Below are 16,148 nucleotides of genomic sequence, written 5' to 3'. Positions count from 1 at the left end.
ATACGACTTCCAAATAAGCAATGCGCTCGCTTACTTATCAAACACACTGCCCTGCTCTAGGGTAATATCATCATCGTGTTCCTGCATACGCCAAGGCAAAATATCGGGCGAGACATTGACGAAATACAGATATTTTTCAAACTGATCGATGATATCGTTGATTACCGACTCTGGCTGATAACCATACAAGTCATAGGTTTGACCACCGCGGCGCAAATAAACCTCAGCACGGTGATGGTGCTCTTGGGGCAGATTACCCGCCATATCTTCAGTATAATAGTCAGGAACTTCATGCTCTGATAGGCGTACTTCGTACCAAAACTCGACATTATCACCGCGTCTTAGCTCTAGTACCGCTCGATTGTTTACCTCATCATAGTTAACCTCAGGCAACCAGCCTGTCTCGGCAAATTTTTCTGCAACCTCCTGCATCGATGACATCACCGTGCCCTTGATATAGCCGAGCACCTTTTCGCGCGTTGGCTGATTGGTAATATAATCAATACGATCACGCCATGCGTCTAATTTGAGCAGATGCGGTGGTAGATGGTTGTCAGTGGCCAGACTTTGATTACGATGCCCCTCGATACGTAGCGCACGCCACATACCAAACGTCGAGATTAAGATAATCACTGCAAAAGGCAAGGCACTGACGATAGCCGCTGTCTGCAGGGCGCTTAGGCCACCTGCGATCAGCAGCACCGCTGCCACAGCGCCTTCTGTCACTACCCAAAATGAGCGCTGCCACCACGGCGTATCACTACGACCACCAGCGGCGAGCGAGTCGATGACCAATGACCCTGAGTCCGATGACGTCACAAAAAAAGTAATAATCAGCAGGACAGTCAATGACGAGACAATCTGAGTAAAGGGTAGGTTTTCTAGCAATTTAAATAAGGCAATGGCTTGGTTGTTTTGTACCTCACCGATCAGCGCCTCATAACCATCGACCATGATCATATGGAGCGCGGTATCACCAAATACCGAAAACCAAAAGAAGGTAAACAGCGTTGGCACAAGCATCACGCCCAGTACAAACTCACGAATGGTACGGCCGCGACTAATTTTGGCGATAAATAGTCCGACAAAAGGCGCCCACGCGATCGTCCATGCAAAGATAAATAGCGTCCAGCTACCGATCCAATCACTCGACTGATAAGCTTGTAAGCTAAAGGTACGCTCAACGATATTGCCCAAATAACTGCCTGTATTTTCCATAAAGGCATTTAGGATAAATATCGACGGCCCAACCACAAACACAAAGATCATCAAAGCCGTGGCCAGCACCATGTTTAAAATAGACAGACGTTTGACGCCCTTATCCATCCCAGCCAGTACAGACACCAGCGCCGCAGTGGTCACCAGCGCAATGATGATGACTTGTACGGTGGTACTCACTGGAATCATGTCGGGTAATAAGTAACTCAAGCCCGCATTAATCTGAGCCACAGACAGACCCAAACTGGTGGCGATACCAAACATGGTACCCAAAATCGCAAACACATCCACCGTATGTCCGATAGGTCCATGGATTTTGTCACCGATTAAAGGATAAAGGGTTGAACGCACCGACAACGGTAAGCCATGCCGAAAGGAAAAATACGCCAATGACAGCCCCACGACGCCGTATATCGCCCAAATATGGAACCCCCAATGAAAATAGGCAATCTGCAGCGCCTCTTTGGCCGCCTCAATCGTCTGTGGCTCTGAGAGTGGTGGGCTGGCAAAATGTAAGACTGGCTCGGCGACACCATAAAAGAGCAAGGCAATGCCGTAACCTGCCGAAAAAAGCATAGCAAACCATTCAAGAAACTGATATTCAGCTTCTGCATGGTCAGGGCCCAACTTGATACTGCCATAAGACGAAAACGCCAACACAATGACAAACATCAAAAATATGGCAACTGCCAGCATATAAAACCAGCCGAACGTCTCGGTGGTAAACGCTAGGACGGTACTAAACAGCTCGCCAGCCGCCTCTGGATTGATAGCGGTGCCAATCACCAATAGCAGCATGATAGCCGCCGCTGGGACAAAAACTGGCAACAAAATAGTGGAGCGAGGTAATTTACTCATAGAAGTGATATCCTCAAAAAGTGACAAAACCGATCAACCGTGCTTATTAAAATATTTTTTTGCATAAAATGTCTGATAAATACTTGATACTGCATTTTTGACTTCTTACTTCTGACATTGTCTGCTTATGGGCACTGGTTTGATGAATGGGTTCTAAAGACAAAACTGCTTAACCAACAGTCAGCCATTATGATATTTATCACACTCTTTTAAAAAACCCCAGATAATCTCTGTCCTTGTAACACTACTTTAACGATTGTTACATGACTATTACCAAGCAACAAAAAAGGCAGCTTGTTAGCCGCCTTTAATGTATAAGATATATTTGTTTGTCTACAATGACAATATTATCCTGCAATAACTGCGGCAAGCTGTTGCGCCAGATCTGCCAGCTCGCCTTGATCTGCTTGGGTGACGGCATGACGGCCTAGCTCATGAATACTTGATGGAATCAGATGGACATGATAATGAAACACCGTCTGCCCAGCTTGCGAGCCATTTAGCTGCATTTGGATGATACCTTCGCGCTCAAACACTTGGCGCTGCGCTTGCATGACTTTTTTGGCGGTCATCAGTACCGCTGCCGCATATTCAGGCTCCAAATCAGCCAAGTCGATTGCTTTTTGTTTGGGAATGACCAGTACGTGGCCTTTCGCTTGTGGCATGATATCCATAAAGGCAAGGGTCTTATCGTCTTCATAAACCTTATGATACGGAATCTCGCCCTTCAGCATTTTTGCAAAGATGTTATTGTCGTCATATTGAACGTGATCGTTTTGATTCATTGTTATTCCTTTATTCATTGGCCAGTGTGGTGAGTGAATGACTCGAAAGCTTTGCTCACAACAAGTGTTATATAGTGGACGAAATATCGCCTGAGTACAAGCCAATTGCTGACTTGTCAATCAAAGCCCCCATACCAATATACGCCGACTCGCTCAGCAATTTATTGGCGACTCATAGGCTTTAAATGTTATATTAACCTTCTACTTTAATGATGCTATATTTATGGATTCGCCTACCTTGCCGACGCCTTTATCAAACGACAACCTAAACGACCATTTAGCTGCCAGCTCTGCTGCAGAAACGCGTACTGAGCACCCAGCGCAGAGCCTGCCGCCTAATAGCGTGATTTTGGCCGAGGTGCTGACCGATAGCAGCATTCATTGGCAAATACACAACTGCAAAGTCAGCAAAAAAACAGTGATGCAGGAGTTGCCGCTGCCTTTTTTATATCATTACGACAGCTTAGACGATGCCATCAAGCAAGCCAACCCGCTCACACCTGCTCTACTGGCTCAGTTTAATAGACCGATGAGTGCCAGTGAGGCCGCGCAGCTCATTGGGATTGAGGCCGCGCTCATCAGCAGTCCTTGGCACATTAAGGTCATTGGTTCACTGGTGGTGTTTAGCGAGGCGCTGCAGTTAGCTGTGCGTCTGCACTGGAGCAATACGGGAAAAGACACCGAGCAGATCTATACCAAAGAAGCGGTGGATGCGCTGAGCACCGCCTTAAAAGACTGGCAGTTTTTTGGCCGCGTCGATGTGCTCTACAAAAACGACAAACAAACGCTTGTCTCTGTTTTAGAGGATGCTAACTCACAAGCGGCGACAAACGAGCGGATACTACCCATCGCCGCCAGCGCTGAGTATCAGCTGTTGCCAGCGCCTCACGCTCTAGAGGTTATCGCCCGACTAGAAGCGGATAAAACCGATCTGCCTTGGTTTGACAAAGCCATCTTAGAGCGCCTAGCATAAATTGTCGTGTTGGACAGCCTTATGCCCTCTTGTGGTTTATCGTTGATGCGCTTGCAGGACGGCACATTGCTATTAAAATAAGATTTTATCGATACGATGAATTCACATGATCATGGCATATTTTTATCACTCATATCTAATGGTATGATCATGACCTAGTATTATTCATTGGTCGTTATTTAGTATAAAAAGCACACTATCATCACAGCTGAGGCTGCACTTTTTTATAAACCTCGCCTATTTGTAAGGAAAATCACATGGATTATCGCTCAAAAACCTCTACCGGTGGTCGCAACATGGCAGGTGCTCGCGCACTGTGGCGTGCAACTGGCATGACTGATGGCGACTTTGGCAAGCCAATCATTGCCATTGCCAACTCATTTACTCAGTTTGTACCCGGTCACGTACACCTAAAGGATTTGGGTCAGATGGTCGCACGTGAAATCGAAAGAGTGGGCGGGGTGGCAAAGGAATTTAATACCATTGCGGTCGACGACGGTATCGCCATGGGCCATAGCGGCATGCTGTACTCATTACCCAGCCGCGATCTGATCGCCGACTCAGTGGAGTACATGGTCAACGCCCACTGCGCCGATGCCTTGGTATGTATCTCTAACTGTGACAAAATCACTCCAGGTATGTTGATGGCCGCGATGCGTCTTAATATTCCTGTAGTATTCGTCTCTGGTGGGCCTATGGAGGCTGGTAAAGTCATAGCCAGTACGGTGGCTCATAGTCATAACAATGATGGCGGCAGCGATGTCCATACCACTGATAGTAAAGGCAACGCCATTCGCAAGCTCGACTTGGTCGATGCCATGATGGATGCCGCTGATGACACCATCAGTGACGAAGACGTTTTGGCTATCGAAAGCTCTGCCTGCCCGACTTGCGGCTCATGCTCTGGTATGTTTACTGCCAACTCCATGAACTGCTTGACCGAAGCACTGGGACTATCATTGCCAGGCAATGGCTCGCTGCTTGCCACTCACGCGCTGCGCCGCGAGCTGTTTTTAGAAGCGGGCCGCACGATTGTCTCATTGGCCAAACGCCGCTATGAGCAAGACGACGAATCTGTCTTGCCGCGCTCTATCGCCACCAAAGCTGCGTTTGAAAACGCCATGAGCCTCGATATCGCCATGGGCGGCTCGACCAACACTATTTTACATTTACTGGCCGCCGCCAACGAAGCGGAAGTGGATTTTAAAATGGCGGACATCGACCGCCTAAGCCGCGGTGTACCTTGCCTATCTAAAGTCGCGCCTGCTTCACAAAAGTACCATATGGAAGACGTCCACCGTGCAGGCGGCGTGATGGCTCTACTCGCCGAGCTTGATCGCGCAGGCCTATTGACCACCGACATACCGACTATCCATAGTGCCACGATGAAAGAAGCCATCGACAAATGGGATATCATGAATCCTGACAACACCGAAGCACGGGCACTATATGTTGCAGCACCGGGCGGTGTACGTACCACTCAAGCGTTTTCGCAGGCAAAAGAGTGGCCAAACCTTGATGTCAATCGCGAGTCAGGCTGTATCCGTAGTGTCAAACACGCTTACTCAACAGATGGCGGCCTTGCGGTGCTTTATGGCAACATCGCCGAGCGTGGCTGTGTGGTCAAAACCGCAGGTGTTGATGAGAGTATTTTAACCTTTACAGGTCGCGCACGTATTTTTGAGTCACAAGACGCAGCCGTCGCCGCCATATTGGCAGATGAAATCGTCGCAGGTGATGTGGTCATCATTCGCTATGAAGGACCAAAAGGCGGCCCTGGTATGCAAGAGATGCTATACCCTACTACGTATCTTAAGTCTAAAGGCTTGGGCAAAGAGTGTGCGCTGCTGACTGACGGCCGCTTCTCTGGTGGTACCTCTGGCCTCTCTATTGGTCACGCCAGCCCAGAAGCGGCGGAAGGCGGCGCGATTGGTTTGGTTATGGAGGGCGACACCATTCATATCGATATCCCAAACCGCACCATTAACATGCAAGTCAGTGATGCCGAGCTGGCGGCGCGCCGCGAAGAAATGGAAGCACGTGGCCGTGATGCGTGGAAGCCTGTCAGCCGTGAGCGTTATGTGACGCCAGCCTTACGCGCTTATGCTGCCATGACCACCAGTGCAGATACGGGGGCGATACGCGACGTGAGTCAAGTTGAACGCTAACCACATCCCGACTCTCTAAAACCTCAAGCTGTTGAGAAAAGCCTGCATCGTGCAGGCTTTTTTTTCACAAAAAAACAACGCAGCACGCGTTTTGATAACGATTTTTTGCGGTAATAACATATTTTTGCCGTCATGATAAGACTGACTCAGAGCAGCCGCGCTGACGACTTCGAACAAACTATCAGGCAGATAACTTAGGTGACAGATAACTGAGGTGAGCTGGTTATCGATTAGGCAGTCATACATTAAGTATTTTTAAATAGTTATCGATAAGAATTTTTATAACATATTTTTATAATATAGTCGCGTGCACCCCTTTATGATTGAGAACTACAACGTCTTCTTATTGGTCTGCGGTATCGCCTTTTTGTTTGGAGCGCTGTTTCCTATCGTGTTTAAACGCACCCCGATCTCATTGCCGATGCTGCAGGTAAGCTTTGGGTTACTGATGGGTTATTGGTGGACGACATTATCGTTTTTGGATCCGATTGACAATGGCCTTATCATCGAAAAACTCACAGAAATCGTGGTTTTGGTATCACTGGTTGGCGCGGGTATCAAGATTGATACCGAGCTGTCTTGGCGGCTGTGGCGACCGACGATCAGGCTGCTGCTCATCACCATGCCGATTGGTATTTTTGCCATGGCAGCGTTGGGCTACTATGCTTTTGGCTTGAGTATGGGGGCGGCGATTTTGTTGGGTGCGGTGTTGGCACCGACCGATCCTGTCTTGGCATCTAGTATTCAGGTCGGCCCGCCAAACACTGGCAGTGAGGACACGCCACGCTTTACTTTAACCTCAGAAGCAGGATTAAATGACGGATTGGCGTTTCCATTTGTTTATTTGGCCATCAAGGTGGCAGAAGCGTTGAGCGCAGGTCAGCGTTTCGATGGCGAGATGCTATGGTCATGGTTTACCCATGATGTTTTGTGGAAGATAGGCGCAGGATTGGTGGTGGGTATCGTCGTTGGCAAAGCCATGGCCAAGCTTGTGTTTTCTAAATACAGTCAAGAAATGCCCATCTCTCAAGGCTATGTGGTGATCGCTTTGACACTGGTCGCTTATGGGCTGGCCGAGTATGTAGAGAGCTACGGTTTTATCGCTGTGTTTGTCGCAGCCTTTGCCTTTCGCCGCTCAGAGCACCAGCATACCTACCATCAAGAGCTCCATGATTTCGCTGAACAGTCAGAAGGCTTACTCATGTCGCTGGTGCTGGTGGTGTTTGGGATGCTGCTTGGTCAAGGCTTACAGTCAGGTATCGAGCTGACATGGCGGGTCTACATCGTCAGCTTTGTGTTTTTACTTCTGATACGTCCTATCGGCGGGTTTATCGCCTTATCGGGGCTAGGCCTACCTCATTCCGAAAAATACGCAATCTCAGCCTTGGGTATACGCGGTATCGGCACCTTGTATTACTTATCCTATGCGCTCAATCACGGCTACTTTGCAGATGATGATGCGCTCAAGTTATGGGTGGTCTGCTCTATCGTAATTTTGATATCTATCTTTATACATGGCTTGAGTGCACCAAAACTGCTCAAAATAACACCCGATAAGCCGCCTACGACATAAGCTTTATCGAACATGTTAGCAATTTATACACTATCTACGTGCTGCTAAGGCGCTATCAACGCGAGTACTGCTTCGGTCAAAGCAAACTGACGAACGTCATTGAGCATCGTAGTATCGAAGTTATGAATAAAAGCAAACGACAATTGCCGTGATGGATCACACCACGCCACTGAGCCGTTGTAGCCCATGTGACCAAAACCCGCCGCAGTATCAGCACAGACACTAAACAAACGATGATAGCCCAAGCGCCAATACATGGGTGCTGGCATGACTGCATCTAACCCTGTGACTTGGGGCGTGGATAACTGCTCAAAAGTAGCGTGGTCGATTAGCGCCTGACCTTGCCATACCCCGCCATTGGCAAGCATGGCATATATCGTCGCCAGCGCCTCAGCCGACGCAACCCCATTAGCAGCAGGGATAACGGCTTGTAGCGTTTGTCGTTGATAGTAATCAATAGGCTGCTTGCCGGCTGGGATAAGCGCTGATTTGTAGTTTTTTAGATTGAGGTGGCTGGTATCAAAATACAAACGACTGATACCTGCAGTGGTTAACGCCGGCTGGCGGTGATGTCCTTTATCCGTCCCAGAAGCAGATACAGAGCGCTGCATCTGTAAGGCTTGCTGCTGCCAACACGCCGCACTTGGCAAATGATTGTAGACAGATAAGGTATTTGCCGAGTCTGGTTTTAATGTGGGTTTTTGTCGTTTTTGCCGCAGCTTAGAGGTTGCCGTCTCGTCTGCATCAAAGTCTTTGGCCAGCTTGGCGACAAGGTCGACTTTATCATCTGGTACCCCAAAATAGCAGCTATCGGCAATCCCTAATGGCGTCGTCAAATAATGGCTAAGCGCTTGCGCAAGCGGCATCTTGGTGACGATTTCTACCAAGCCGCCCAGCACCCAGCCGTAAATTAGCGCACTATAAGCGGAGTCGTAAGCGTCGGCTTGATCAGGTTGAGTCATGGTCATGTCGGCGACTTTTTTGCGCATATATGACCAGTCTAGTACCGCCTCGCTATCTGCCTCAATACTGGTAATCGCAAAGAGGTCAGCTTGGTGCGACATCACCTGCCGTAGCGTAATATGCGCTTTGCCATTAGCCGCAAATGCCGGCCAATACTGGGCAATGGGGACGTCATAAGCGAGTAGCTGTTTGGAGACCAATACATGAACCAAAGCCGCAAGCACCCCTTTACCGGTCGAAAAGTTAATCGCTAGGGTTTGCGGTCGCCATGCCATCTCTGGACGCGCCAAGCCCACACTGGCACGAGCGATACACTCGCCTGCCTGATAGACCACTAGCGTTCCGCCAGCTGGCGCATCATCAAGCTGCAATTTTGTCAGCAATTGCTGTAGACGCTGCTGCAGAGTAGTATTTACTTGAGCGTCATCGCGTTCGTTGGTTTTGTTCATTGTCTCAGTCATGGCAGCCTTACTCTATTATCGTAAAAAGGCCACCGTCTGGTCGCCTTTTGTTCTATTAGCCGATTACTTTAGGGTATGTCTTATTAGCGCGGGACCAACAAACGATTATACACCTCATCTTCTAGCTTGCTCAGACCGTGACTACGTCCCCGTGCCATGGCTGTATCCATTTTGCGGCCGCGCAGCCAGCCGGCGCGCAGTGCCGTCACCGCGCCCACTCTATTACCAGAGCCACAGTGTAGGGCTACTTTTTTGCCGTGATATTGGCGCAGAATGTTATCAAACGCCAATACTTTTAGCTGCTTTAAATCAGCAGCGCCGCTGATTGGCAGCTGCTCATAATACATGCCTGCGCGCTTGACGGCGGCAGCTTCATCAAAGCTCAGCTCGTCATCAGGCTGCAAGTTGATGACCAGCTCGACGCCAGCCTTTGCCAATGCGTCAACTTTTTGTTCATCCAGAGCGCCGCATACGATGGTATTGGCGTCAGGACGAAAATAAGGCTCAAAGATGGTCGAAAGCTCGATGCCATTGTCCACATTGTCCGCATCAGCTGTGGCGCTGTCGCCTGCTGCAGCGTCATTGGCAGCAGCGGTGTTAGTCGCTGCGACATCATTGATTTGATCTGGATTTGGGGTTGTTACTGTAGTATGTGAGGTCATAATAATAAAAAGATTCGTTAGTCTGTCTACGTAGGATATATATAAAGACCAACGCGCTTTAGTTCTTAAACGCGTTTGATCCGTTCGCCATAACTTTCGATAGCAGTTACGCGAGAGCCCCAGCTGTATTTACTTAGCGGTCTTGAGCGTCACCAAACCCGCTAGATGAGGCTTGTCATTTTTGGCACTAAATAGACCAAACTCACAACCATCATCCGCGTCTTGTAGCTGTGATACCGGCTCGGCTATCAGCTCTACTTCAGCAGGCAAAAAGATAGGGAGCTTAAAGGACACATCGACAGTACAAGCATCAGGCAGCTCATCCATCAGCGCGAGACATTTGGCTTTCGACCACATACCATGAGCAATCGCTTTTGGAAAACCAAAGGCCCGTGCCGATAGTGGATGCAAGTGAATGAGGTTAAAATCCCCTGAGACAAACGCATAACGACGGCCAATATCTTCTGGTACCTCAAAAACACTGTGGGTCCCATTGTCATCGACATTCGGTTTTACGGTAACTGGGCGCGGTTTGCTTTTTTTGTCTTTACTGCTGCTGGGTTTTTTGCCACGTGATAGGTAGGTTGATGTCCCCTCCCACACCACCTCGTCTTTTGATTTGACTGTCGTGACAAAATCAAACTGTTGACCTTGGGCATGGTCGCGCAGATTATCAAAAGTCACAGACATCGCCACTGTTTCTCGCTCGCCGATAGGACGATACTGCGTCACACTGTTGTCTACGTGTACGAGACCGAGCATCGCAAAGGGAAACGGCTCTTTGACCATCATGTTCATCTGCAGCGTTTGCGATAACACAGAAAAATAAGTAATAGGCACTTTGCCATTATCTGCAAAACCACAAATCTTACGATAATCGTCTAAATTCTCTTGATCAATATGGAGGTCATCGACGTAGTAAGTCGCTTGTGGTAACTGATCTTTACTGACTTTGCCACTGTTACCGATAGGCAATAAGCTTTTGACGATATTGGCATAAGTTGTATGCGCTTTTGGCAACGCATCATAGTGTTTGTCTGACATAAATAAATCCTAAGTGGGGCTGGAGCAAACCTTTTGGGGCATTGTTATCATGAATTCTACGTTTTTATCATAAAAAAGCCACCCTTGGGCAGCTTTATTACAATTTATCAGCAATTTTTTCGTAAGCATATGTTAGGCAATCAAGAAAAACCTCACATTATGATGTGAGCACCGCTTTATTCTTTAGCGATACTTATCTTACTTACTTTTGCCACAGTTTAGCTATGCACGGACAATTGCTTGTATTAAGCACCCAGTAAGCTTTGGCCACAAACGCGAACGATGTTGCCATTTAAGCCACCCGATGCAGGAGAGGCAAACCAAGCAATGGTCTCGGCCACGTCTACTGGTAGACCGCCTTGGCTCATGGAGTTCATGCGGCGACCTGCTTCACGAATAGCAAAAGGGATGGCCTCTGTCATTTGCGTTTCGATAAAGCCTGGTGCCACAGCGTTAATGGTCATACCCTTGGCATTATCTTCTAACTGTTTGGCGGTAGCATTGACCAGTCCGATGACGCCCGCTTTAGAAGTGGCATAGTTGGTTTGTCCCATGTTGCCTGCGATGCCTGAGATAGACGACACACATACAATACGTGCGTTGTCTTTTAATACATCGTTTTCTAATAGATAGCGATTGAGTCGTGCGATGCTAGCTAGGTTGATATTGATGACCATATCCCACTTTTTTTCATCCATTTTTGCCAACGTCTTATCACGCGTGACCCCAGCATTGTGAATGATTGAATCAAGCCCGCCGCGCTTTTGTGCCGCCTCTGCGATTTGTTTGCCTGCATCCTCGCTGGTGATATCGACTGTCAGCACAGAGCCGCTGATTTCGCTTGCGACTTTTTGTAGATCTGCCTGCTGCTGAGGTACATCTAGGCAGATAACGTGGGCGCCTTCACGAGCCAATACGCGCGCGATTGCTTCACCGATACCGCGGCTGGCACCTGTCACCAGCATGGTTTTGCCACCTAAAGGCTGTGTCCAATCGACATCTACTGTGTCACCTTTACTGACACGTACCACTTGTCCTGATACATACGCTGAGCGCGCTGAGGTAAAGAAACGCAGCGTTGAATCAAGATTTTGCTCAGCACCTTCTTCGACGTAGACCAACTGGGCGGTGATACCGCGCTTAAACTCTTTACCAACAGACTTCACAAAACCCTCAAGCGCACGCTGTGCCAAGGCAGCTTCGATGTCTGTGAGGTTCTCTGGCGTACGGCCAATGATGATGACACGGCCTGATTCTTCGACACGGCGCGCCACTGTATGAAAAAACGCATATACCGCTTTTAGCTGGTCGGCATTACTGATATTACTGGCATCAAACAGTAGTACTTTGAACTTATCATCACCGCCGGTATTGGCTTTTGCGTCTACACCAGCATCAGCCAGCGCATCTTTGATATCGTCGCTACTATTGACGTACACATCTGCATGGACCTCTGATAAGATGCGGGCCACTGCAGCGCTTACGCTTTTGTCATCGCCATCAGCGCGACCGACCAACACACTGCCACGTACCAGAGGCTCACCGCTCTCAAAACGATCTAACGTCACTGGCAGTGGTAAACCTAAATTTTTGGCCACTTTTTTGCCAATAGAAGACTGAACAAAATCACCATAACGGTCTGACATAATATAATCCCTATAATAAATGGTTAAAATAATTAAAAATACAATGCGCCTATTATATAGACTCACCGGACGCATCATTATTGATATTTAGTAAATGCATTAAAATCTGGCTTAACTATACACTTACACTATAAACAAGTCCAAAAACTGACAAAGTCTACAACAATCTGTAAACAAGCCAGTATACAAGATGGCAACTTTTTTTCGCGTCACCGCGCCTGATACTGTGTTAAAATCAGACCCATAAGTTATGGCAAATACAATTATCGATAACAATATATTATCAAATGCATTATTATGCAATGGTAATAATCGAGACGCCTGAGTTTACAAAAATAGTCTGGGTTTTAAAGCTGTTTTTTTGCTTCTAAAAATCCTGACTAAGCGGCGACAAATAAGCGTCACATCGTTTGCCAAAGACATACATTATGCTGGTAAAAACGTCTTATCATAGATGACCATAGTAAGTAATAAATAATGGCCAGCAGCCACCCTTTTTCTTTTGTACCCATTTCTTTTGTACCCATACTCTTTAAGGATAATATTATGAGTAATAAAAACAATCACCCTGATAGTCCAGTCGTTGAAAGCACTGTTGTAAAATCTACCGATAGCAGCAAAAAAGACACTACAACCAAAGGCGCTGACAGCAAAAAAACCACTGAGAGCACTGCCGCAGCCGTCGGCAAAACAGCAGCTGCTACCCAATCAAAAAAGGCCAAACCAGCCTCAAACCTAAACCGCGTCGCAATCTTGGGCGGCAACCGTATCCCTTTTGCCCGCTCAAACGGCACTTATGCTGATGTCAGCAATACGGACATGCTAACCGCCGCATTAGATGGTTTGGTCGAGCGTTATAACCTACAAGACGAAATCATCGGAGAAGTCGTCTCTGGTGCGGTCATGAAACTGAGCCGCGACATCAACTTAACGCGTGAGGCGACTCTAAACACAGCCCTAAACCCTCATACGCCAACGTACGATATCTCACAAGCCTGTGGTACTGGCTTACAAGCGACCTTTGCCTCTGCCAACAAAATCGCCCTTGGTTTGATTGACTCAGCCATCACAGGCGGTGTCGATACCACCTCTGATGCGCCTATCGCTATCGGTGATGGTCTGCGCAAAGTCCTTATCAAACTCGGTGCAGCAAAAGACAACAAGCAGCGCCTAAAAGCACTAATGGGGCTAAACCCGAAAGATTTGATCGATACCCCGCAAAACGGTGAGCCACGTACCGGCCTATCAATGGGTGAGCACCAAGCCATCACCGCGCTTGAGTGGAATATCAGCCGCGAAGCCCAAGACGAGCTGGCGTTTAACAGCCACAAAAACCTAGCACGTGCTTATGACGAAGGCTTCTTTGACGACCTTATCACGCCATATAAAGGCTTGACTCGTGACAACAACTTGCGCCCAGACACCACGCTCGAAAAGTTGGGCAAGCTAAAGCCAGTATTTGGCAAAAAGAACGCCAACCCAACCATGACAGCGGCCAACTCTACCCCACTCACTGATGGTGCCTCTTGTGTCCTACTCGGTACGGATGAGTGGGCAAAAGAACACGGCCTCAAGCCACTGGCGTACATCGCGCACCAAGAAACAGCGGCTGTTGATTTCATCGGCAAATCTGGTACCACTGAAGGCTTACTAATGGCACCTGCCTATGCGGTACCGCGTATGCTTGAGCGTGCTGGCCTAACGCTGCAAGACTTCGACTTTTATGAAATCCACGAAGCGTTTGCGTCACAAGTACTCTCAACGCTTGCAGCATGGGAAGATGAGACATTCTGTCAAGAACGTCTGGGTCTTGATGCGCCACTTGGCTCCATCGATCGCAGTAAGCTAAACGTAAACGGCTCCTCATTGGCAGCAGGCCATCCATTTGCAGCGACAGGCGGCCGTATCCTAGCCACTGCAGCTAAGCTACTGGATCAAAAAGGCTCAGGCCGCGCTCTGATCTCTATCTGTGCAGCAGGTGGCCAAGGCGTCACGTGTATCCTAGAAAAATAATACCGCCATTGTCTGTTTAGCAGACAAATAGCTTTGGTTGTCTAAAGCACCCGTTAATCACACGATTAATGGGTGCTTTTTTGTACATGTAATCAGCCAATAAAACCGATGGCCGTTATCTTATCAAAAGCCACTTCACACAATAATCAAACGCACCTACCGCCTAGTCCCCCTGCCAGATGTGCTAAAGTAAAGGCCACAACAAACAAAATCATAATAATATTTGGCAGGAGCTTTTTATGAGTAAAACCCCTTCGGCGATTGACCCAAAACTCTTAACCACACAAGAGCGTCAAAAGCTTAGCCCACCCGAGCAAAACAGCTTTATCAGTCGTATGGACAAGGAAGTGTTTGATGATGAGCTGCGCCGTAAAATGCACGAAGACCTTATCGACACCTATGATGAAGAGCTAGAGAACGAAATAGATGATTATGTGCGTGATTTTCGTTTTGATGGGCGGGAGATGAGCGAACAAGAAAGACTGGATCGCCGACTGTACTTTCAGGAGCTGGTGCGCCTGCAGCGCGAGCTTATCAAGCTACAAGACTGGGTGGTCGATCGCGGCGAGCGTATCGTCGTGATATTTGAAGGACGCGACTCGGCGGGCAAAGGCGGCGCGATCAAGCGCATCACCCAGCGCCTAAACCCACGGGTATGCCGCGTCGCTGCTCTGCCCGCACCGACGGAGCGTGAGCAGTCGCAGTGGTACTTTCAGCGTTATGTCGCTCATTTACCAGCGGCCGGCGAGATTGTCTTGTTTGATCGCAGCTGGTACAACCGCGTCGGGGTTGAGCGCGTCATGGGGTTTTGTACTGATGCTCAGTATGAGGAGTTCTTTCAGTCAGTGCCTGAGTTTGAACGCATGCTCGTACGCTCGGGTATTCGCTTGGTCAAATACTGGTTTTCGATCACCGATGACGAGCAGCATTCACGCTTTATGAGCCGTATTCATGACCCACTCAAGCAGTGGAAGCTCTCCCCAATGGATTTGGAGTCGCGGCGACGCTGGGAGGACTATACCAAAGCCAAAGAAACCATGTTTGAGCGCACTCATATTCCTGAAGCGCCGTGGTGGGTGGTAGAAGGCAATAACAAAAAACGCGCGCGCCTCAATTGTATCGCCCATCTGCTTGAGCAAATCCCTTATAAAGAAGTACCGCGTGATGAAGTCGAGCTACCAGAGCGCAAACGCGATGATGAATACTACCGCGAGCCCATCCCAGACGATATGTACGTGCCGCCGCGTTATTAACAGCCTACGATTATTCTGCCCTACTCTGTCTCAAACAAAAAGGCCGCGGTATCTCATTTAAGATACCGCGGCCTTTTTTAGACGCCTAGCATAGCGTGCCTGTCATCACCATAACGCGTCAGCTACATGGTATAAGTAGACTGCAAACTGTCGATTTTGCCAGCCAATAAACGCTCTACTTCGTTTTTGATTCTTTGCCCTGCGATATCGGTGCCGATTTGTACCGCAAAACCGGCTGGCCGGCCGCTTTGGGTTTTAGAGTTGATCCATACTACCTTACCATTCATCGGTAAGCGCTCGCTAGAATTTGGCAACGTGATGGCAATAAACACCTCATCGCCCAACTGCTGAGGACGATCAGACGGTACAAATAACGCTCCATTGGTCACAAAAGATAAGTAGCTGGCATATAGCGTTTCGATGTCTTCAATATGGCAGGTTAAGACCCCGCCGCGTCCTGGCATGGCCATAGTCAGCTTCCTTTAGTCATTGGGTGAAATGTTTTTGAGTGAGCGCTCTTTTTAAATATTG

General features: G+C 48.3%; 12 protein-coding genes. 5 read left to right on the top strand and 7 right to left on the bottom strand.

Annotation, left to right across the window (positions count from 1 at the left end):
- Positions 1–30: 30 nt before the first annotated feature.
- Both R0I52_RS07160 and R0I52_RS07155 read right to left on the bottom strand, forming a co-directional pair.
- Positions 31–2,076 (bottom strand): BCCT family transporter, encoded by a 2,046-nt coding sequence (locus R0I52_RS07160; protein WP_317053748.1) that lies wholly within the window; start codon positions 2,074–2,076, stop codon positions 31–33.
- A gap of 347 nt (positions 2,077–2,423) precedes the next feature.
- Positions 2,424–2,861 carry an HIT family protein gene (locus R0I52_RS07155; protein ID WP_317053747.1) on the bottom strand — a complete coding sequence of 146 codons (438 nt, stop codon included), beginning with the start codon at positions 2,859–2,861 and terminating at the stop codon, positions 2,424–2,426.
- Positions 2,862–3,084: 223 nt separating this feature from the next.
- Here R0I52_RS07155 and R0I52_RS07150 point away from each other — a divergent pair, with 223 nt between their 5' ends.
- The 3 genes from R0I52_RS07150 (at position 3,085) to R0I52_RS07140 (ending at position 7,575) form a co-directional block, all read left to right on the top strand.
- Positions 3,085–3,834, top strand: coding sequence for a hypothetical protein (locus R0I52_RS07150; RefSeq protein ID WP_317053746.1), 750 nt, complete (start codon positions 3,085–3,087; stop codon positions 3,832–3,834).
- Between the two features lie 257 nt (positions 3,835–4,091).
- A complete protein-coding gene (gene ilvD, locus R0I52_RS07145) occupies positions 4,092–6,002 on the top strand; it encodes a dihydroxy-acid dehydratase (RefSeq protein WP_317053745.1) in 1,911 nt (636 codons plus the stop codon).
- Between the two features lie 319 nt (positions 6,003–6,321).
- Positions 6,322–7,575 (top strand): cation:proton antiporter, encoded by a 1,254-nt coding sequence (locus tag R0I52_RS07140; protein WP_317053744.1) that lies wholly within the window; start codon positions 6,322–6,324, stop codon positions 7,573–7,575.
- 44 nt (positions 7,576–7,619) lie between these two features.
- Here the strand turns inward: R0I52_RS07140 and R0I52_RS07135 are convergent, their stop codons facing one another.
- From R0I52_RS07135 to R0I52_RS07120, 4 genes are all read right to left on the bottom strand, one after another.
- Entirely contained in the window at positions 7,620–8,999 is a 1,380-nt protein-coding gene (locus tag R0I52_RS07135) for a serine hydrolase domain-containing protein (RefSeq protein ID WP_317053743.1), read from the bottom strand.
- An 83-nt stretch (positions 9,000–9,082) separates the two neighbouring features.
- Positions 9,083–9,661, bottom strand: coding sequence for a beta-lactamase hydrolase domain-containing protein (locus R0I52_RS07130; RefSeq protein WP_317053742.1), 579 nt, complete (start codon positions 9,659–9,661; stop codon positions 9,083–9,085).
- Positions 9,662–9,790: 129 nt separating this feature from the next.
- Positions 9,791–10,705, bottom strand: coding sequence for a MaoC family dehydratase (locus R0I52_RS07125; protein ID WP_317053741.1), 915 nt, complete (start codon positions 10,703–10,705; stop codon positions 9,791–9,793).
- 245 nt (positions 10,706–10,950) lie between these two features.
- Positions 10,951–12,351 (bottom strand): 3-oxoacyl-ACP reductase, encoded by a 1,401-nt coding sequence (locus tag R0I52_RS07120; protein ID WP_317053740.1) that lies wholly within the window; start codon positions 12,349–12,351, stop codon positions 10,951–10,953.
- A gap of 546 nt (positions 12,352–12,897) precedes the next feature.
- On the opposite strand from R0I52_RS07120, the gene R0I52_RS07115 reads away from it, so the two are divergent.
- Both R0I52_RS07115 and ppk2 read left to right on the top strand, forming a co-directional pair.
- Positions 12,898–14,364 (top strand): acetyl-CoA C-acetyltransferase, encoded by a 1,467-nt coding sequence (locus R0I52_RS07115; RefSeq protein ID WP_317053739.1) that lies wholly within the window; start codon positions 12,898–12,900, stop codon positions 14,362–14,364.
- 239 nt (positions 14,365–14,603) lie between these two features.
- Positions 14,604–15,617, top strand: coding sequence for a polyphosphate kinase 2 (gene ppk2, locus R0I52_RS07110; RefSeq protein WP_317053738.1), 1,014 nt, complete (start codon positions 14,604–14,606; stop codon positions 15,615–15,617).
- A 122-nt stretch (positions 15,618–15,739) separates the two neighbouring features.
- Here the strand turns inward: ppk2 and R0I52_RS07105 are convergent, their stop codons facing one another.
- Positions 15,740–16,087 (bottom strand): PilZ domain-containing protein, encoded by a 348-nt coding sequence (locus R0I52_RS07105; RefSeq protein WP_100749423.1) that lies wholly within the window; start codon positions 16,085–16,087, stop codon positions 15,740–15,742.
- Between the last annotated feature and the right edge of the window lie 61 nt (positions 16,088–16,148).

The sequence above is a fragment of the Psychrobacter sp. CAM01 genome (assembly GCF_032842965.1).
In the GTDB taxonomy this organism is placed as follows: domain Bacteria; phylum Pseudomonadota; class Gammaproteobacteria; order Pseudomonadales; family Moraxellaceae; genus Psychrobacter; species Psychrobacter celer.
The sequence above is the reverse complement of the archived record's forward strand: the minus strand, read 5'-3'. Positions and strand labels throughout refer to the sequence as shown.